The following is a 16,818-nucleotide window of genomic DNA, read 5'->3' on the forward strand; positions in this document are numbered from 1 at the left end:
TCGTTGCGGCGGCTGCCGGCTGCGCGCGCGCTGCCGGCGCAGGCACTGCTGGACGTGGCCGCGCTGCGGGGGGCGCCGGTGGGGGCGGCAGTACTGGCGTCTGCGCCGGCGTCGGGCTCGGCGCAGCGGGCACGGGCGCTGCCGCGGAGGCCGCCGGGGCCGGCGCGGCCGACAGCAGCACGCCGAGGTAGTCGTCGACGACCTCGGCGGCGTTCATGCTGCGTGCTCCAGCGCCTGGTCTTCGGCCAGCAGCCAGTCGAGCGCGCGGCCGTAGGCCGAGAATGCGCGGCCCGGCGGATGGCCGTTGACCACCTGCTGGGCGAGTGCGTCGGCGTTGCTGAGCTGGGTGTCGACCGGCACCGCCTCGTCCCAGATCTTGCCCGCGTACTCGTCCTGCAACTGCGCCAGGGTCTCGCGTCCGATGCGGGTGCGGCGGTCGTACATGGTCGGCACCACCGAGACCGGCAGCGGGCGTTGCCGGGAGCGTTCGACCATCTCGGCCGTGCGCACCATGCCGGCCAGGCCGTAGAGCGCCAACGGTTCGCATTGCGTGGGCACGATCACCCGGTCGGCGGCCGCCAGGGCGTTGACCATCAACAGGCCAAGCGTCGGCGGGCAGTCGAGCAGGATCGCATCGTGGCCGCCGGTGTGCCGGGTGATCGCCTGCGACAGCGCCAGGCCCAGGCCCGGCTGGGTCGCGCTGCGGCGTTCGAGCGTTGCCAGCGCGGTCTGCGCGCAGACGTAGTCCAGGCCCTCGGTCGGCGAGGCGCGCATCAGCGAAGCCAGGCTCGAGGGCGGGGTGGCGAACAGGTCGGCCACGCCGGCAGGCGGTGGGTCGGTCGGGATGCCGAACGCGCGGGTGAGCGAGGCATGCGGGTCGAGATCGACCAGCAGCACGCGCAGTCCGCGCGCGACCATCGCGCGGCCGAGGGCCAGGGTGGTCGTGGTCTTGCCGACGCCGCCTTTCTGGTTGGCGATCGCCCAGACGCGCATCAGGTCTCTCCTCGGGGATGGGGGGGCAGGGAATCGGGAGCGTGGTCGGCGGCGACCGCGGGGATGGCATCGATCGCAATCGGCTGCGCGGGCGACGGCCCGCCGATCGGCTGGCCCTGGGTCGACTCCGGCTCGGCCAGCACCATCAGCACCACGCGCCGATTGGCGTTGCGGCCGGCCTCACTGGTGTTGTCGGCCTTGGGGCGCTGTTCGCCGTAGCCGACCATCACCAGCCGCTCGGGCGCCAGGCCCTCGCGCACGAACAGGTGCACCACGCTGGCCGCGCGTGCGGCCGACAGCTCCCAGTTCGACGGAAACTGCGCGGTGCGGATCGGACGGTCGTCGGTGTAGCCCTCGATCCGGATCGGATTGGGCAGCCCGCGCAGCACCGCGGCCAGCCGGCCGAGCAGGGATTGCGCGCCGAAGTCGAGCGTCGCCGAGCCGCTGGGGAACAGGATGTCGCTGTTGATCTCCACCTCCAGCCAAAGATCCGCGCGGCGCACGGTGATCAGCCGCGCATGCACCATCTCCGACAGTGCGTCCTCGAGCTGCAGCGCGATGCGCGCCAGTTGCTGGCGCGAGGCCGCACGTGCCGCGCGGTCGGCGCCGTCGTCGATGCGGTCGCTGCGCATCTTCGATTCGAGCATCGGCTGCAGTGGTGAATCGAGCACCGGCGAGGCGCTGCCCGGTCCGCGCCGCGCACCGCCGGGAATCGGCACCGGGGCCTTGAGGCTGGCATCGCGGTAGACGTTGTCGCCGACCTGGATCGGGTCGATCGTCCGCGGCGTGCCGCTGAAGGCATTCGCCAGCGAACTGGCCATTACCCGGTACTTGCCCTCGTTGAGCGAGGACACCGCATACATGACCACGAAGAACGCCAGCAGCAGCGTCATCAGGTCGGCGTAGGGGATCGCCCAGGCCTCGTGGTTGGCGTGTTCCTCGTGGTGGACGCGTCGTGCCATCGTCGCCGGCTCAGTGCAGGAAGCCGGCCAGACGGGCCTCGATGTTGCGCGGATTCTCGCCCTGGGCGATCGCGATCAGACCCTCGATCGCCAGCTCGCGCTCGCCGCTGCGGCGGCCGATCACGCTCTTGAGTTTGGAGGCGACCGGCAGGAAGAACAGGTTGGCCGAGGCGATGCCGTAGATGGTGGCGGTGAAGGCGGCGGCGATGCCGTGGCCGAGCTTGGACGGGTCGGCGAGGTTCTTCATCACCGCGATCAGCCCCAGCACCGCGCCGACGATGCCGAGCGTAGGCGCGTAGATGCCCATGCTCTCGAACACCTTCGCCGCGGCCAGGTCCTGTTGTTCCTCGCCGTGCAGCTCGATCTCGAGCATGTGCCGGATGGCTTCCGGTTCGACGCCGTCCACCAGCATCTGCAGCCCCTTGCGCAGGAACGGGTCGCTCTGCGATTCGACATAGGCCTCCAGGCCCAGCAGCCCCTGCTTGCGCGAGACGTTGCTCCATTCGAGCAGTTGCGCGATCAGCGCGCCGCGGTCGGCGGTGGGTGGACGGATCGTCCAGCGCAGGATCCGCATCGCACGCTTGAACACGCTCGGCGGTGTGTGCAGCAGGATCGAGGCCAGCGTGCCGACGATCACGATCACGAACGCGGCCGGCGACCACAGCGCGCCGAGCCCGGCACCCTTGAGGATGCTGCCGCCCACCAGGGCGGCAAGGGCGAGCACGAGTCCGACGACGCTGAAAAGGTCCATGATCGCGATATCGGCGCCGGCCGCGGCGACTTGAGCGGCGCGCGGGGGGTCAGGGGCCGCGCAGCGCGTCCACGTCGAGGATCAGCGCGAGCCGTCCATCGCCGATCAGCGTCGCACCGGCGTAGCCAGGCAGGCCGCGCAACGCGCGCGGCAGCGGCTTGATGACCACCTCTTCGCGCCCGCGCACTTCGTCGACGACCAGGCCGAAGCGACTGTCGCCCCGCTGCAACACCACGATGGTCAGCAAGGCGGCTTCCAGCGCAGGCCGGTCGAGCCAGTGCCGCAGATCGAGCAGCGAGAGCGTGTGCGAGCGACGGTCGAGTGCGGCGCGGCCATCGAACCAGTTGACCGTGCGCGCCGGTGCATGCAGTACCTCCTGCACACGGGCCAGCGGCAGGGCGTAGGCGTCGCCGGCCGCGTGCACCAGCAGCGTCGGCAGGATCGCCAGCGTCAGCGGCACCCGCAGCGTGAAGCGGCTGCCGCGACCGAGTTCGGACTGCACCTGGATCTGCCCGCCGAGCTCGCGGATCCGCGACTGCACCACGTCCATGCCGACGCCGCGGCCGGAGATGTCGCTGACCTCGGCGCGGGTCGACAGGCCGGCCAGGAAGATCAGGTGCAGGCATTCCTCGGCGTTGAGGCGCGCGGCCGACTCGGCGTCGATCAGGCCTTTTTCGCGGGCCTTGGCGCGCAGGCGCTCGGGGTCGATGCCGGCACCGTCGTCCTGGACCTCGATGCCGACGTAATCGCCCTGCTGCTGGGCGATCAGCCGGACCTTGCCGGCGCGCGGCTTGCCGGTCGCCTCGCGCAGCTCGGGCGTCTCCACGCCATGGTCGATCGCGTTGCGGACCAGGTGGATCAGCGGGTCGGCCAGCGCCTCGACGAGGTTGCGGTCGAGCTCGGTGTCGGCGCCGACCAGCTCCAGGTCCACTTCCTTGTCGAGCGCGCGGGCGACATCGCGGGCGACCTTCGGAAACCGCGAGAACACCTTGCCGACCGGTTGCATGCGCGTGCGCATGACCGCGCCCTGCAGGCGTGCGGTGGCGTTGTCGAGGGTGGCGACCGCGCGGTCGAGATCCTCGTCGCGCAGGCGCGCGCGCAAGGTCTTGAGGCGGTTGCGGGCCAGCACCAGTTCGCCGACCAGATCGACGATCGCGTCGAGCCGGCGGGTGTCGACGCGGACGGTCTGCTCGCGTTCGGCGGGTGCCTGCGTGGTGCCCGGCTTGGCCGGCGCCGGCGGCGCGGCGCGCGGTGCAGGCGCGGCGGCAGGGGGCGGTGCCGCCACCGCGGCGGCTGCGGGGGCTGGCGCCGCACCGGGCGCGTGCGCGCCATGCAACTGGTCGAGCAGCGCTTCGAATTCGTCGTCGTCGATGATGTCGCCGCCCGCGGCCGGTGCGGCGGCGACCGGCGCAGCGCCCGGGGCGGCCTTGCCGTGCAACTGATCGAGCAGCGCTTCGAACTCAGCGTCGTCGATCGGGTCGTTCGGGCCTGGCGCGGGTGCGGACGCCGATGCGCCAGGCGCGGCGCTGCCGTGCAACTGGTCGAGCAGCGCCTCGAACTCGTCGTCGTCGATCATCCCGCTGCCCGCCGTGGCCGGCGCGGCGGCGGTCGGGGCCACGCGGGCGGCCGGGGCGGGCGCCGCGGGTGCGGCGGTGTCGAGCGCGAAACCGGCGATCAGCTCGGGCGGCGCGTGCGGCACGTCGTCGCCGCTCTCGACCGCATCCACCATCGCCTGCAGCCAGTCGAGCGACTGCTGCGCGGCGTCGAAGTGCCGCGGCAGCAGGGTCGCTGCGCCCGAGCGTGCGGCACCCAGCGTTTCCTCCGCGGCATGGCACAGCTCCACCAGCGCGGTCGCACCGAGGAAGCCGGCGCCGCCCTTGAGGGTGTGGAAGGCCCGGAAGACCGCGTTGAGCTGTTCGCGGTCGTCAGGCGTCTGCTCCAGCTCGACCAGTTGCCCGCCCAGATCGACGAGCAGCTCGCGCGCTTCGAGCACGAAATCGGCGGCGATGTCGGGCGAGAACTGCATCGCTCACAGTCCCAGGCGCGAGAGCAGGTCGTCGGCGTCGTCCTGGCCGACGGTGCCGCTGTCGAGCCCAGCGACCGCCGGGCCGGCGGCTCGCAGGCGGTCCTGCTCGCCGTCGGCGGGCGGCAGCCCAAGTGCGCCCAAGCCCTCGTGCACACCGCGTACGATGCCGGCCACGCGCCGAATGATCTGCCCGCCCAGGTCCTGGTGGCTTTGCGCCAATGCCATCTCACGCAGGTTCTCGCGCAGCGCGTCGATGGTCGCGGTCTGCGCAGCGTCGAGCGTGCCGGCGCGCAACTGGGCGACGTGCGCGCGGCTGTCGTCGATCAAATCGAGCGTGCGGTGCGTGGCCTGCTCGGTCATCGTCACCACGTGGTCGAGACGAGCGCAGGCATCATCCAGCCCTCCCTGCGCGGGCGCGGCCGGTAGGGTGTCGAGCGCCTGCGCCAGTTCGCGCGCCAACCGCCCCAGGCCGTCGACCAGGGTGCGTGCGCGGGCGGCGGCGAGCGCGTCGACCTGGCGGCGCCAGCCGGCCTCGTCGCCGCGTTCGAGCGCTTCGAGTGCGTCGTGCAGCAGCCCGGCGAGCTGGCTGCGGTCGGTGGTCGCCGCGGCGGTCGCGGTCACGCCGCGCTCCCCAGGCGCTCGAAGATCTTGCCCAGCTTCTCCGACAGCGTCTGCGCGGTGAACGGCTTGATGATGTAGCCGTTCACGCCGCTCTGCGCGGCCTCGATGATCTGCTCGCGCTTGGCCTCGGCGGTGACCATCATCACCGGCAATGCGCGGAACTTGGGGTCGGCGCGGATCGTGCGCAGCAATTCGATGCCGGTCATGCCGGGCATGTTCCAGTCGGTGATGACCAGGTCGACCGCATCCTGGCGCAGCACGGCCATCGCGCTGTTGCCGTCCTCGGCTTCGACGGTGTTGTTGAAGCCCAGGTCCGACAACAGGTTCTTGACGATGCGGCGCATCGTCGAGAAGTCGTCGACCACGAGGATACGGATGTTCTTGTTCAAAGCGGGCTCCACGGGAGGGGCATCAGTCGGCGTTGCCGATGCCGGTATCTGCAAGTTCGAAGGCGGACAGGCGGCCGCGCAGGCGCACCACGGCCTGGCCGTGGATCTGGCACACGCGCGATTCGCTCACGCCCAGCACCGCGCCGATTTCCTTGAGGTTGAGTTCCTGTTCGTAGTACAGCGACAGCACCAGTTGCTCGCGCTCGGGCAACAGTTTGATCGCCGCGGCCAGTTCCCGGCCGAACTCGCTGCGCACCAGTTGCTCCTGCGGCGTCGGTCCGCCGTCGCGGTTGGCCGGCTCGACCTCACCGTGGTCCTCGACGTGCGAGTCCAGGCTCAGCACCTGGCCGCGGGCGGCATCTTCGAGCAGGCGTTGGTAGTCGGCGAGCGGCATCTGCAGCTTGGCCGCCACCTCCTGCGCGCTGGCAGCGCGGCCGCTGGCCTGCTCGATCTCGCGGATCGCGGCAGCGGCCTCGCGGGCGCGGCGATGGACCGAGCGGGGCACCCAATCGCCGCGGCGGATCTCGTCGATCATCGCACCGCGGATGCGGATCGAGGCATAGGTCTCGAACGAGGCGCCCTGTTCGGCGTCGTAGCTGCGCGAGGCCTCGAGCAGTCCGATCATGCCGGCCTGGATCAGATCGTCGATCTCCACGCTGGCGGGCAGCCGGGCGGCGATGTGATGGGCGATGCGGCGGACCAGTTCGGCGTGCACCACGACCGGGTCCGGTGCGCTGGTGCGCTGGACGGCCTGGTACTGGCGGGCAGCGGCGTTCATGCCGCCGCTCCCTGGCGCAGCAGGCGATCGACGAAGAACTCGACGTGGCCGCGCGGCGCGGTCGGCGCCTGCCAGCGCGCGACGCGACGTGCGATGTCCACCAGCGCCTGCGACGACGGGCTGCCCGGGTAGGCGCGCACCACCGCCTGCTGGCGCTGGACTGCGGCGCGCAGCCATTCGCATTGCGGCACCGCGCCCAGGTAGTTCAGCGAGACGTCGCCGATGAACCGCTCGCACACGCGCACCAGCTTGTCGTACAGCGCGCGGCCTTCCTGCGGGCTGCGCACCATGTTGGCCACGACCTGGACCCGGTCCAGGCCGCGCTCGCGCGCGAGCACCTTGATCAGCGCATAGGCGTCGGTGAGCGAGGCCGGTTCGTCGCAGACCACGACCACCGCATCCTGCGCGGCCTGGCAGAAGGTCAGCACCGAGTCGGTAATGCCGGCAGCGGTATCGATCACCAGCACATCGAGCTCGCGCTGCAGGTCATTGAAGACGTTGACCAGCCCGGCGTGCTCGATCGGGCGCAGTTCGGCCATGTGCCGGCGGCCGGAGGCGGCGGGCACGATCAGCACGCCCGCCGGGCCCTCGATGATCGCCTCGTCGAGCGTGCAGCGCCCGGCGACGAGATCGGCCAGCGTGAAGCGGGGCGACAGACCCAGCAGCACATCGAGATTGGCCAGGCCCAGGTCGGCGTCGAGCAGCATCGTGCGCTGGCCCATGCCGGCCAGTGCAATGGCGAGATTGGCCGACACGTTGGTCTTGCCCACGCCGCCCTTGCCGCCGGTGACGGCGAGGGTGCGGACGGGCGCAAACGGGGCAGGAGCGGGCAGGTCAGGCGACGGCATGGTGGGGCTTCTGGGCGTCGGGGTCGTGGAGATCGTGCGTGGGGACAATCGGCTTATCGGCATCGCGGCGGAGATCTTCAAGCCGCAATGCGAGATGGGCGGCATTGGCGCGATGCAGATCGTCGGGAATGCGCTGGCCGTCGGCGATCCAGGTCAGCGGCAGGGCGTGGTCGACGGCGACCGACAGCACGCTGCCCAGGCGCCCGGTCTCGTCGAGCTTGGTCAGCACCGCGCCCTGCGGGCGGGCGCCCTCGAAGCGGCGGACGACCTCGTCGAGGTCGGCGAAATGGGTATTGGCCGGCAGCACCAGCAGGGTGCGGATCTGGCGGGCGGCGCGCAGCCAGTGCAGCTGGCCGGCCAGGGCGCGGTCGCGTTGGCTCAACCCGGCGGTGTCGACCAGCACCAGGCGGTAGTCGCGCAGGCGCTGCAGCAGCTGGACCAGGTCGGTCTCGCTGTCGGCTTCGTGGACCGCGATGCCGAGCTGCCGGCCATAGCTGTGCAGCTGTTCGCGGCCGCCCACCCGCACCGTGTCGGTGGTCACCAGTGCGACATCGCGGGCCTGGTGGCGGGCGACGTAGCGCGCGGCGAGCTTGGCGATGGTCGTGGTCTTGCCGGCGCCGGTCGGGCCGACCAGTGCGATGACGCCAGCCTCCTCCAGCGGGTCGATCGGACAGATCGGCAGGCGCTTGGACAGCAGGGCCAGCATCAGACCACGGACGCGGTGGGCCGGGGTGTCGGCCGGCACCTGGAGGGCGATGTCGCGGGTGATGCCGGCATCGAAGCCGTAGTCGTCCATCAGCTCCATGACCTGGCCGCGGGCCGGGGACCCGCGCAGGCGCTCGTCGGTCAGGCGCGCCATCTCGCGCTCGATCATCTGTCGCATCTGCACCAGTTCTTCGCGCATCTGCGCCAGCTCGCCGTCGCTGGCCGGCGCCGGCGGTGCGGGCACGGCGACAAGTGCGGGCGGCGGGGTGCTCGGCATCGCGGTGTGTGCGAGGGGCACGGCCGCCTCCGGCGAGGGCGCGGTCGGCATAACGGGGGGCTGCGACGGAATCCCGTCGTCTTCTGCGTCCACTCTCGTTGCGGGCACTCGACGGCGTCCGAGCAGTTCGGCAAACGACGGAAATCCGGCGCCGGCGTCCGCGACCTCGGCCTGCAAGGCCTCGGCAATCGGCGCGGAGGGTGGGGCGGCAGGGGGCGTGCTGGGCACCGCCTGCGGCGATGCCGCCGCCTCGCTCGGCGCCAGCGCACGCAGCCAGCGTTCGGCGGGCGAGTCGTTCCGGGTCTGGGCCGCCTGCGGTTGCGGCGGCTCGGTCGGCGGCGGAGCCGTCGGTGCATCGCGCCGCTGCGCCTCATCGAGGGCGCGCTGGACCACACTCTCGTCGTAGTTGCTGGCCGCCACGATCTCCACACCCTCGTCGGTGCGGCGATTGGACAGGATCACGGCGTCGGGTCCGTGCGCGGCCCGCACCATCTGCAAGGCGCTGCGCATGTCGGCGGCGACGAAACGGCGGATGTTCATGGGCGGGGGCCGGAAATGGAGAAGGGGGCGTGCGGCCTGGCGCAGGCGAAGGGATCGCTTCGCTCGGGGCGGCCTTGGGGGGCGCTGGGCTGTCGTGTGTGCATCGTGCGTTCTCCGTGGCGGGGCACCGCGTTGACGATGCCCCAGTCCCTACAACCAAGTCCCGCGCTTCAACTGATCGTCCCCAGCAACTTGAGCCGCTTGTCTTCGGGGACTTCGGTGTAGGCCAGCACCGACAGGGTCGGGACGCTGTGCCGGACCAGGCGCGCGAGCGCGGCGCGGACCTGCCCGGGGACCAGCACCACCGCCGGCTCGTTCCTGGCCTCCTGCTGGCCGGCGCAGTCGGCCAGGCTCTGCTGCAGGCGTTCGGCCAGGCCCGGCTCCAGCGCGGCCCCGGTCCCTTGCGCGGAATCCTGCAAGACGCGTTCCAGCGCCGGTGCCAGCGTGTAGACCGGCAACTCGGGCGCCGGGCCGGCGATCTCCTGGACGATGAAGCGGCCCAGCGCGTTGCGGACCGCGGCCGTCAGCTGGCCGGGGTCCTGGGTGTGCGCGGCGTGCTCGACCAGCGCCTCGGCGATGCGGCGCAACTGCCGCACCGGGATGCGCTCGACGAGCAGGTTCTGCAGCACCCGGACCACCACCGCCAGCGGCAGCGCCTTGGGCGTGAGGTCCTCGGCGAGCTTGGGTGCGCTGCGCGCCAGGGTGGCCAGCAACTGCTGGACTTCCTCGTGCCCGAGCAATTCGGGCGCCTGTTCGCGGACCAGATGCGAAAGGTGGGTCGCGACCACGGTCGCTGGATCGACCACGGTGTAGCCCGAGGCCTCGGCCTGGGCGCGCTGGATCGGCAGGATCCACAGCGCGTCGAGCCCGAACGCCGGGTCCTTGCCCGGAATGCCCTCGATCGGTTGCAGCGCGCCGCCCGGGTCGAGCGCCAGCAGGCGGTCGGGATGCACCTCGGCGGTCGCCACCGGCACGCCGTGGACCAGCAGCCGATAGGCGGTGGGCGACAGTTCGAGGTTGTCGCGGATGTGCACCGGCGGAATCAGAAAGCCGATGTCCTGCGTGAGCTTGCGACGCACGGCCTTGATCCGCGCCATCAGTTCGCCGCCCTGGGCCTTGTCGACCAGCGGGATGAGGCGATAACCGACTTCCAGGCCGAGCGGATCGACCGGGCGCAGGTCGTCCCAGCCCAGCTCGGCATTGGCGGCCTGTTCGGGCGCGGGCAGCGCGGCGTCCGGCGCCGCCGCAGCACGCTCGGCCGCCAGGCTGCGCTTGCGCATCGTCCAGGCGCCATAGCCGACCAGCGCAGCCAGGGTCAGGAAAGCGAGGTTGGGCATGCCCGGCACCAACCCGACCACCAGCAGAATGACCGCCGCGATCGCCAGCGCCCGGTACTGGCCGAACACCTGGCCGGTCACCGCGCCGCCCATGTCCTGCGCACGCGAGGCGCGGGTGACCAGCAGCGCGACCGCCGAGGACACCAGCAGCGACGGCAACTGCGATACCAGGCCGTCGCCGATCGACAGCAGGGTGTAGGTCGCCGCCGCATCGCCGAACGGCATGCCGTGCTGGAGCATGCCGATCGCCAGGCCGCCGATGATCGTCACGAACAGAATCAGGATGCCGGCGATCGCATCGCCGCGGATGAACTTGCTGGCGCCGTCCATTGCGCCGTAGAAGTCGGCCTCTTGCCGGACTTCTTCGCGCCGGGCCTTGGCGTCCTCGCGCGTCAGCAGGCCGGCATTGAGGTCGGCGTCGATCGCCATCTGCTTGCCGGGCATCGCATCGAGGATGAAGCGCGCGGTGACTTCCGAAACCCGGCCCGCCCCCTTGGTGATGACCATGAAGTTGATGATCGTCAGGATCGCGAACGCGACGATGCCGACCGCGAAGTTGCCGCCGACGACGAACTCGCCGAACGATTCGATCACGTTGCCGGCCGCCCCCGGGCCGTTCTGGCCGTGCAGCAGGATCACGCGCGTGGAGGCCACGTTCAATGCCAGGCGCAGCATCGTGGTCATCAACAGCACGATCGGGAAGATGCTGAAGTCCAGCGGGCGCTGGACGTAGACGACCGCCAGCAGCACGACCAACGAGATCGCGATGTTGAAGCTGAAGAGCACGTCGAGCGCGAACGGCGGCAACGGCACCACCACCATCGCCAGCAATGCCAGCACCAGCAGCGGCGCGCCCAGCCCGTGACGCAGCATGTCGAACAGACGCTTGGGACCGGACTGCATCACCGCGCTCACGGCCGGGCTCCGTCGCCGGACGCGGCCTCATCGACCTCCACCGCCGACAGCTCGGGATAGGGCTGGCCCGGCGTCCAGTTGCGCAGCTGATACACGTAGGACAGCACCTGGGCGACGGCGGCGTAGAGCTTCACGGGGATTTCCTGACCGATCTGCGCCTCCCGATACAAGACCCGTGCCAGCGGCGGCGCGGCGACCAGCGCGATGCGGTGGCGCTCGCCCACGGCGCGGATGCGCAGCGCCATTTCGTCGACGCCCTTGGCGATCACTTTGGGCGCGCGCATCGCCTCGCCCTCGTACTTGAGCGCGACCGCGTAATGCGTGGGATTGACCACGATCACATCGGCGCCAGGCAGGTCTTCCATCATCCGCCGCTGCGACAGCTGCTGCTGCATCTGGCGGATGCGGCCCTTGACCTCCGGTCGGCCCTCGCTTTCCTTCATCTCCTCGCGCAGTTCCTGCCGCGTCATCTTCAGCTTCCGTCGCCAGTTCCATTTCTGGTACGGCGCGTCGAGCAAGGCCAGCAGCAGCAAGGCTGCGGAGGTGGCCATCAGCATCCACAGGGCGAAGCCGAGCCCGGCGCCGGCCGCGGCCTCGAGCGGCTGGTCGAGCATGCTGCGAAGACGATGCAGTCCCGGCCACAGGAACAGCGCGGCCGCGGTGCCGACCAGGGCCACGCGCAACAGCGATTTGAGCAGTTCGGCCGCGCCCTCGGGCCCGTAGATGCGCTTGAGGCCGGCCAGCGGGTTGAGCTTCTTCAGGTCGGGAATCAGCCCTTTGGTCGAGGCGTTGAATCCGCCCATCAGCGCCGGCGCGACCAGGCAGGCGAGCAGCAGCACCAGCAGCAGCGGCGCCAGCAGCCACAGAAAGCCGAGCATCAGCTGGCCGGCATGGCCGAACAGCCTCTGCGGCGATTCGAGCATCGCCAGATCAGGCGTCAGTGCCGCGCGCATCCAGTCGAGCGCCCGCGCCGACAGGCCGCCGCCGGTGGCCAGCAGCATGCACACGCCCGCGCCGAACACCGCCACGGTCGACAGTTCGCGCGAGCGTGGGACGTTGCCCTTCTCGCGCGCATCGCGCAATCGTTTTTCGCTTGGCTGTTCGGTCTTTTCCTGACCGTCTTCGTTCTCGGCCATCGTTGCCGGCGTCGCAAGTACCCGACAGGGCGCTGCAAGTCATATGCCGCGCCGGACCGGCCGCCTCAACGCCCCAGCGGCACGCGTCCGGCAGCGTCGAAGGCCATGTCGAAGAGCCGCTGGATCGGCGGCCCGAGTTCTCCGGCCAGCACCGAGATCAGCAGCAGGCCCACGAGCACCGAGATCGGCAGCCCGAGCTGGATCGGATTGAGCGCCGGTGCGGCGCGCGATAGGACGCCGAAGGCGAGATTGACCGCGAGCATCGCGACCATGACCGGCAACGCCAGCGAGACCGCACCGCGCAGCACCAGCGCGAAGAACTCGGGCGCCACGCGCAGTGTGGCGTCCAGCTCGGGCAGCGCGGTACCGACCGGCAGCGCCTCGTAGCTGCGCACCAGCAGCGCGATCAGGGCGAGGTGGCCGTTGGCCGCGAAGAACAGCAGGCCGAAAGCGAGATAGAACCACTGGCTGATGATCCCGGAGTTGACCCCGCGCATCGGGTCGCTCATCTGTGCGAACGACAGGCCGGTGCCCTGGGAGATCAGTTCGCCGGCCAGCGCCCCGGCCTCGAACACCAGCCGCAGCATGAACCCCATCGCCGCGCCGACTGCGAGCTCGCGGCCGATCGACAGCACGGTGGCGGCATCGAAGCCGCTCCAGGCCGGCGGCGCGGGCAGGATCGGCGCCAGCGCCAGGCTCATCGCCAGCGCGACCATGACCCGGATCCGCGCCGGAAGCGCGCGCGTACCGATCATCGGCATCGCCATCAGCAGCGCGCCCACCCGCAGCGCGGTCCACAGCAACGCACCGATCATGCCGAAGGCCGCCTGGCCGTCGATCGCCGTCTGCGTGGCGGCATCCATCAGCAGGGGCCTGGGCGCATCGCGGCGATCACCCGATCAGGTGCGGGATGCTGTGGAACAACGTCGTCGTGTAGTCGACGAGATAGCCGACCAGGAACGCGCCGAGTGCGAACAACGCGGCGGTTAGCGCGACGGCCTTGGCGACGAACGCGATCGTCGGCTCGTTGATCTGGGTGGCGGCCTGCAACACGCCGACCACGACGCCGACGACCAGCACCGTCGCCAGCAGCGGCCCACCGACCCACAGGGCGACTTCGAGGCCACGACGCAACTCGGTGAGGGCGAGTTCGGGGGTCATGGCAGGTTGAAACTCGCCGCCAACGTGCCCACCGTCAGCACCCAGCCGTCGACGAGCACGAACAGCAGGATCTTGAACGGCGCGGAGACGAGCATCGGCGAGAGCATCATCATGCCCATCGACATCAACACGCTGGCCACGACCAGGTCGATGATGATGAAGGGGATGAAGATCAGAAATCCGATCTCGAACGCGGTCTTGAGTTCGCTGGTGACGAACGAGGCGACCAGCACCTGGAACGGTACCGCGTCGGGGCCGGCGTAGGTGCCATGCCCGGCGAGGCCGGCGAAGGTCATCAGGTCGGTCTCGCGCACCTGCGCCAGCATGAAGCCGCGCAGCGGCGCGGTGCCGAGCTCCCAGGCGGTGCGGAAATCGATGCGGCCGTCGAGATAGGGTCCGAAGCCGGCGTTCCATGCCGACTCCCAGACCGGCGTCATCACCAGCGCGGTGAGGAACAGCGCCAGGCCGACGAGCACCTGATTGGACGGCGTCTGCCCGGTGCCCAGTGCCTGGCGCAGCAGTGCGAGCACCACGATGATGCGGGTGAAGGCGGTCAGCACCAGCAGCATCGACGGGATCAGCGTGATCGCCGTCATCAGCAACAGGGTCTGCAGCGGCAGGCTCACCGGCGCATCGCCGATCTGGCCGACGGTCACGTCGGGCAAGGCCGGCAGTTGCGGCGCGAGCGCAGGCGTGGCGAGCGCCAGCACCGGCAGCAGCAGGCATAGCGCGCCGGCGAAGGTCGCCAACAAGCGGGAAGGGCGGAACATGTCAGGGATCCTTGCGCAGCCGCTGGGCGAGCAGCTGTCTGAAATCGGGAAGCGACTTGAGCGTGGGCATCGCCAGCGGCGGTGCCTCGGCCAGCGGTGCGGGCAGCACATGCAGCGTGCGCACGCCGCCGGCGCCGATGCCCACCAGCAGTTGTTCGCCGCCGACCTGCAGCACCGCTGCGCGCTCCTTGCCGCCGAGCGGAATGCTGGCGACCACCCGCAGGCCGTCGGCCTGGCGCAGGCCGCTGCCGGGCAGACGCTTGAGCAGCCAGGCCAGGCCGAGGATCAGCCCGAGCACCAGGACCAACGCCACGAAGGCGCCGCCCAGGCCCGGGGCCTGTGGTGCATGGCTGCCGATCGGCATCGGCGTCGGCGGACCGAGCGTGGCGACCGGCGTCGCGACGGCCGGGGTGACGACCGCAGCTTCGATGGGGGGCGCCGATGCGGTGGGCACGGCATCCGTGCCATGGTCCGCGTCGCTGTCGACATGAGGCTGTGACGCCGTCGCTGCCGTCTGGGGCGAAGCCGACAGGGCCGTGGCCCGACCGGTCGCCGCGGCGGCGGGAAAGGCGCCGGCAACGATCACCGCAGTCTCCGGATCCGCTCGCTGGGGCTGACGACATCGGTCAGGCGCACGCCGAACCGGTCGTTGATCACGACGACTTCGCCATGGGCGATCAGCGTGCCATTGACGTAGACATCGAGCGGCTCGCCGGCACCGCGCTCGAGCTCGACCACCGAACCGCGGTTGAGCTGCAGCAGATTGCGGATCGGCATGCGCGTACGGCCGACTTCCAGCGACAGCGCGACCGGCACGTCGAGGATGACATCGAGGTTGAGATCGGCGGCATCGTCGGCGCGTTCGGAGCGCAGGTCGTCGAAGCGCGCCGGTTCGGCCGCGTGCGCGGCGGGATCCTGGGAGTTCATGCGGGCAGGTCCTGGACGGGGGCGGGGCGGGGCGGCTGGGTGCCGGGTGGTCGTGTCTCGGTGATCTTCACCACGTTGCAGCCGCCGGAGGTGCCGAAGCGCCCGGTGAACACCGGGATGTCCTCCACGCAGATCGGCACGTCCTCGGGCAGCTCGATCGGCAGGATGTCGCCGACCTTCAACCGGGTCAGGCGGCGCAGGTCGATCGTGCGCTTGGCCAGGATGCTCGACACCGTGACCTCGGCCGACATCAGCTGCTCGCGCATCGACACGTTCCAGCTTTCGTCGCGGTCGACGCGGTCGCTCTGGATGCCGGCATCGAGCAGTTCGCGGATCGGTTCGAGCATCGAATAAGGCAGCGTGATGTGGATCTCGCCGCCGCCGCCTTCGAGTTCGACATGGAAGCGGCTGACGACCACGTACTCGCGCGGGGTGACGATGTTGGCGAAGTGCGGGTTGATCTCCGAGTTGATGTACTCGCACTCCACGTCCAGCACCGGCGCCCAGGCCTCGGCCATGTCGGCGAAGGTCTGGCGCAGCATCAGCTGGATCACCCGCATCTCGGTCGGGGTGAACTCCCGGCCTTCGATGCGGGTGGGGTAACGGCCATCGCCGCCGAAGAAATTGTCGACGACCGCGAACACCAGCTTGGGCTCGAACACGATCAGGCCGGTACCGCGCAGCGGCTTGAACTTGATCAGGTTGAGGTTGGTCGGCACGTAGAGCTGGTGCAGGTAGTCGCCGAACTTGATCAGGTCGATACCGCGTACCGACAGGTCGGCCGAACGGCGGATCAGGTTGAACAGGCCGATCCGCCACAGCCGCACGAAGCGTTCGTTGACCATCTCCAGCGTCGGCATGCGCCCGCGGATGATGCGGTCCTGGCTGGCGAAGTCGTAGGTCCGCGCCTCGCCCGGATCGGCTTGCGGCTCGGTGTCCACCGCGCCCGAGTCGACGCCGTGCAGCAGTGCGTCGATCTCGTCTTGCGATAGCAGGTCGTTGGAATTCATGCCGCTCGCCTCACTGGGTCACGAAGCTGGTGAACAGCAGCGCTTCGGCGCGCGGCTTGCCGGTTTCCTCGGTCATCAGCGTCTGCACTTCCGACAGCGCCTGCGCGCGCAGCGCCTCCTTGCCCTGGCGCGTGGCGACAGTGCCGGCGGTCTGCTGGGAGAACAGCATCAGCAGCCGCGCGCGCAGCGCCGGCTCGTGGTGCTGGAGCTGGGCGACATCGAGTGGATCGCGCGTGACCAGTTGCACCTCGACCTGCAGATAGCGCGGTCCTTCGCTCTCGTCGCCGAGGTTGACGACGAACGGCGGCGCCATCGGCAGGTACTGGGCCTGTGCCGGCAGCACGGGCTTGGGCGGCCCGGGATTGTTGCGCAGGTGCAGTGCCGCGGCGCCGCCGGCCGCCGCCAGTGCGAGCAGCAGCAGGCCGCCGAGGATCGACAACAGCAGCTTGCGCCGCTTCTTGGGAGGAGACTTGGGTTGCGGGTCGGCAGCGGCGGCCACGGGCGGGTCCGAAAAGGGAATGCCTGTGCTTGGATGCAATCGCCGTGCCGTTCTGGCGACGGTGGGCCGTCACGCTGGGCGGATGTGGCCGGGCCGAGGCACTGTGGACGCAGCGTCGCGCGGCGCGAAACGCGCGCGACGCCCGTCGCGCTGCGACTGGAAGCCGTCGCGGG

19 protein-coding genes are annotated in these 16,818 nt (G+C 70.5%); all 19 read right to left on the reverse strand.

Annotated elements, in window-relative coordinates:
• On the reverse strand, positions 1-217 hold a 217-nt coding region (locus ABE505_RS05560), incomplete at its 3' end, for a hypothetical protein (RefSeq protein ID WP_346458266.1).
• Positions 214-993, reverse strand: coding sequence for a ParA family protein (locus tag ABE505_RS05565; RefSeq protein WP_346442614.1), 780 nt, complete (start codon positions 991-993; stop codon positions 214-216). The genes ABE505_RS05560 and ABE505_RS05565, both read right to left, overlap by 4 nt.
• A complete protein-coding gene (gene motD, locus ABE505_RS05570) occupies positions 993-1,955 on the reverse strand; it encodes a flagellar motor protein MotD (protein WP_346442612.1) in 963 nt (320 codons plus the stop codon). The genes ABE505_RS05565 and motD overlap by 1 nt, the downstream gene beginning before the upstream one ends.
• Positions 1,956-1,965: 10 nt before the next feature.
• Positions 1,966-2,706, reverse strand: a complete 741-nt coding sequence (locus ABE505_RS05575) for a flagellar motor protein (RefSeq protein WP_183426873.1) — start codon at positions 2,704-2,706, stop codon at positions 1,966-1,968.
• A 49-nt stretch (positions 2,707-2,755) separates the two neighbouring features.
• Positions 2,756-4,732: a chemotaxis protein CheA gene (locus ABE505_RS05580; protein WP_346442609.1), complete on the reverse strand. Its 1,977-nt coding sequence runs from the start codon at positions 4,730-4,732 to the stop codon at positions 2,756-2,758.
• A 3-nt stretch (positions 4,733-4,735) separates the two neighbouring features.
• Complete coding sequence (locus tag ABE505_RS05585; protein ID WP_346442608.1) at positions 4,736-5,353, reverse strand: protein phosphatase CheZ; 618 nt, start codon at positions 5,351-5,353, stop codon at positions 4,736-4,738.
• Positions 5,350-5,742, reverse strand: coding sequence for a chemotaxis response regulator CheY (gene cheY / locus ABE505_RS05590; protein ID WP_346442606.1), 393 nt, complete (start codon positions 5,740-5,742; stop codon positions 5,350-5,352). Before cheY ends, ABE505_RS05585 begins: the two co-directional genes overlap by 4 nt.
• A 22-nt stretch (positions 5,743-5,764) precedes the next feature.
• Positions 5,765-6,520 carry an RNA polymerase sigma factor FliA gene (locus ABE505_RS05595; protein WP_346442604.1) on the reverse strand — a complete coding sequence of 252 codons (756 nt, stop codon included), beginning with the start codon at positions 6,518-6,520 and terminating at the stop codon, positions 5,765-5,767.
• Positions 6,517-7,368: a MinD/ParA family protein gene (locus ABE505_RS05600; protein WP_346442602.1), complete on the reverse strand. Its 852-nt coding sequence runs from the start codon at positions 7,366-7,368 to the stop codon at positions 6,517-6,519. The genes ABE505_RS05595 and ABE505_RS05600 overlap by 4 nt, the downstream gene beginning before the upstream one ends.
• Entirely contained in the window at positions 7,355-8,890 is a 1,536-nt protein-coding gene (gene flhF, locus ABE505_RS05605; RefSeq protein ID WP_346442600.1) for a flagellar biosynthesis protein FlhF, read from the reverse strand. The genes ABE505_RS05600 and flhF overlap by 14 nt, the downstream gene beginning before the upstream one ends.
• A gap of 170 nt (positions 8,891-9,060) precedes the next feature.
• Positions 9,061-11,130 carry a flagellar biosynthesis protein FlhA gene (flhA, locus tag ABE505_RS05610; RefSeq protein WP_346442627.1) on the reverse strand — a complete coding sequence of 690 codons (2,070 nt, stop codon included), beginning with the start codon at positions 11,128-11,130 and terminating at the stop codon, positions 9,061-9,063.
• An 8-nt stretch (positions 11,131-11,138) separates the two neighbouring features.
• Entirely contained in the window at positions 11,139-12,278 is a 1,140-nt protein-coding gene (gene flhB, locus ABE505_RS05615) for a flagellar biosynthesis protein FlhB (protein WP_346442598.1), read from the reverse strand.
• 65 nt (positions 12,279-12,343) lie between these two features.
• Positions 12,344-13,141, reverse strand: coding sequence for a flagellar biosynthetic protein FliR (gene fliR / locus ABE505_RS05620; protein ID WP_346442597.1), 798 nt, complete (start codon positions 13,139-13,141; stop codon positions 12,344-12,346).
• 28 nt (positions 13,142-13,169) lie between these two features.
• Positions 13,170-13,439 carry a flagellar biosynthetic protein FliQ gene (locus tag ABE505_RS05625; RefSeq protein WP_346442595.1) on the reverse strand — a complete coding sequence of 90 codons (270 nt, stop codon included), beginning with the start codon at positions 13,437-13,439 and terminating at the stop codon, positions 13,170-13,172.
• Positions 13,436-14,209 carry a flagellar type III secretion system pore protein FliP gene (gene fliP, locus ABE505_RS05630; protein WP_346442594.1) on the reverse strand — a complete coding sequence of 258 codons (774 nt, stop codon included), beginning with the start codon at positions 14,207-14,209 and terminating at the stop codon, positions 13,436-13,438. The genes ABE505_RS05625 and fliP overlap by 4 nt, the downstream gene beginning before the upstream one ends.
• Position 14,210: 1 nt before the next feature.
• Entirely contained in the window at positions 14,211-14,573 is a 363-nt protein-coding gene (gene fliO, locus ABE505_RS05635; RefSeq protein WP_183427101.1) for a flagellar biosynthetic protein FliO, read from the reverse strand.
• Between the two features lie 218 nt (positions 14,574-14,791).
• A complete protein-coding gene (gene fliN, locus ABE505_RS05640; RefSeq protein WP_346442592.1) occupies positions 14,792-15,136 on the reverse strand; it encodes a flagellar motor switch protein FliN in 345 nt (114 codons plus the stop codon).
• A complete protein-coding gene (fliM, locus tag ABE505_RS05645; RefSeq protein WP_346442590.1) occupies positions 15,133-16,146 on the reverse strand; it encodes a flagellar motor switch protein FliM in 1,014 nt (337 codons plus the stop codon). Before fliM ends, fliN begins: the two co-directional genes overlap by 4 nt.
• Positions 16,147-16,156: 10 nt before the next feature.
• Positions 16,157-16,645: a flagellar basal body-associated FliL family protein gene (locus tag ABE505_RS05650; RefSeq protein ID WP_346442588.1), complete on the reverse strand. Its 489-nt coding sequence runs from the start codon at positions 16,643-16,645 to the stop codon at positions 16,157-16,159.
• Positions 16,646-16,818 lie beyond the last annotated feature (173 nt).

This window comes from Luteimonas sp. TWI382 (assembly GCF_039674545.1).
In the GTDB taxonomy this organism is placed as follows: Bacteria; Pseudomonadota; Gammaproteobacteria; order Xanthomonadales; family Xanthomonadaceae; genus Luteimonas.

Excerpts from the sequence above, each read along its gene's own strand:
- ABE505_RS05565 (WP_346442614.1), bottom strand. The coding sequence starts at position 993 with ATGCGCGTCTGGGCGATCGCCAACCAGAAAGGCGGCGTCGGCAAGACC.
- motD (WP_346442612.1), bottom strand. The coding sequence starts at position 1,955 with ATGGCACGACGCGTCCACCACGAGGAACACGCCAACCACGAGGCCTGG.
- ABE505_RS05575 (WP_183426873.1), bottom strand. The coding sequence starts at position 2,706 with ATGGACCTTTTCAGCGTCGTCGGACTCGTGCTCGCCCTTGCCGCCCTG.
- ABE505_RS05580 (WP_346442609.1), bottom strand. The coding sequence starts at position 4,732 with ATGCAGTTCTCGCCCGACATCGCCGCCGATTTCGTGCTCGAAGCGCGC.
- ABE505_RS05595 (WP_346442604.1), bottom strand. The coding sequence starts at position 6,520 with ATGAACGCCGCTGCCCGCCAGTACCAGGCCGTCCAGCGCACCAGCGCA.
- ABE505_RS05600 (WP_346442602.1), bottom strand. The coding sequence starts at position 7,368 with ATGCCGTCGCCTGACCTGCCCGCTCCTGCCCCGTTTGCGCCCGTCCGC.
- flhF (WP_346442600.1), bottom strand. The coding sequence starts at position 8,890 with ATGAACATCCGCCGTTTCGTCGCCGCCGACATGCGCAGCGCCTTGCAG.
- flhA (WP_346442627.1), bottom strand. The coding sequence starts at position 11,130 with ATGCAGTCCGGTCCCAAGCGTCTGTTCGACATGCTGCGTCACGGGCTG.
- flhB (WP_346442598.1), bottom strand. The coding sequence starts at position 12,278 with ATGGCCGAGAACGAAGACGGTCAGGAAAAGACCGAACAGCCAAGCGAA.
- fliR (WP_346442597.1), bottom strand. The coding sequence starts at position 13,141 with ATGGATGCCGCCACGCAGACGGCGATCGACGGCCAGGCGGCCTTCGGC.
- ABE505_RS05625 (WP_346442595.1), bottom strand. The coding sequence starts at position 13,439 with ATGACCCCCGAACTCGCCCTCACCGAGTTGCGTCGTGGCCTCGAAGTC.
- fliP (WP_346442594.1), bottom strand. The coding sequence starts at position 14,209 with ATGTTCCGCCCTTCCCGCTTGTTGGCGACCTTCGCCGGCGCGCTATGC.
- fliO (WP_183427101.1), bottom strand. The coding sequence starts at position 14,573 with ATGCCGATCGGCAGCCATGCACCACAGGCCCCGGGCCTGGGCGGCGCC.
- fliN (WP_346442592.1), bottom strand. The coding sequence starts at position 15,136 with ATGAACTCCCAGGATCCCGCCGCGCACGCGGCCGAACCGGCGCGCTTC.
- fliM (WP_346442590.1), bottom strand. The coding sequence starts at position 16,146 with ATGAATTCCAACGACCTGCTATCGCAAGACGAGATCGACGCACTGCTG.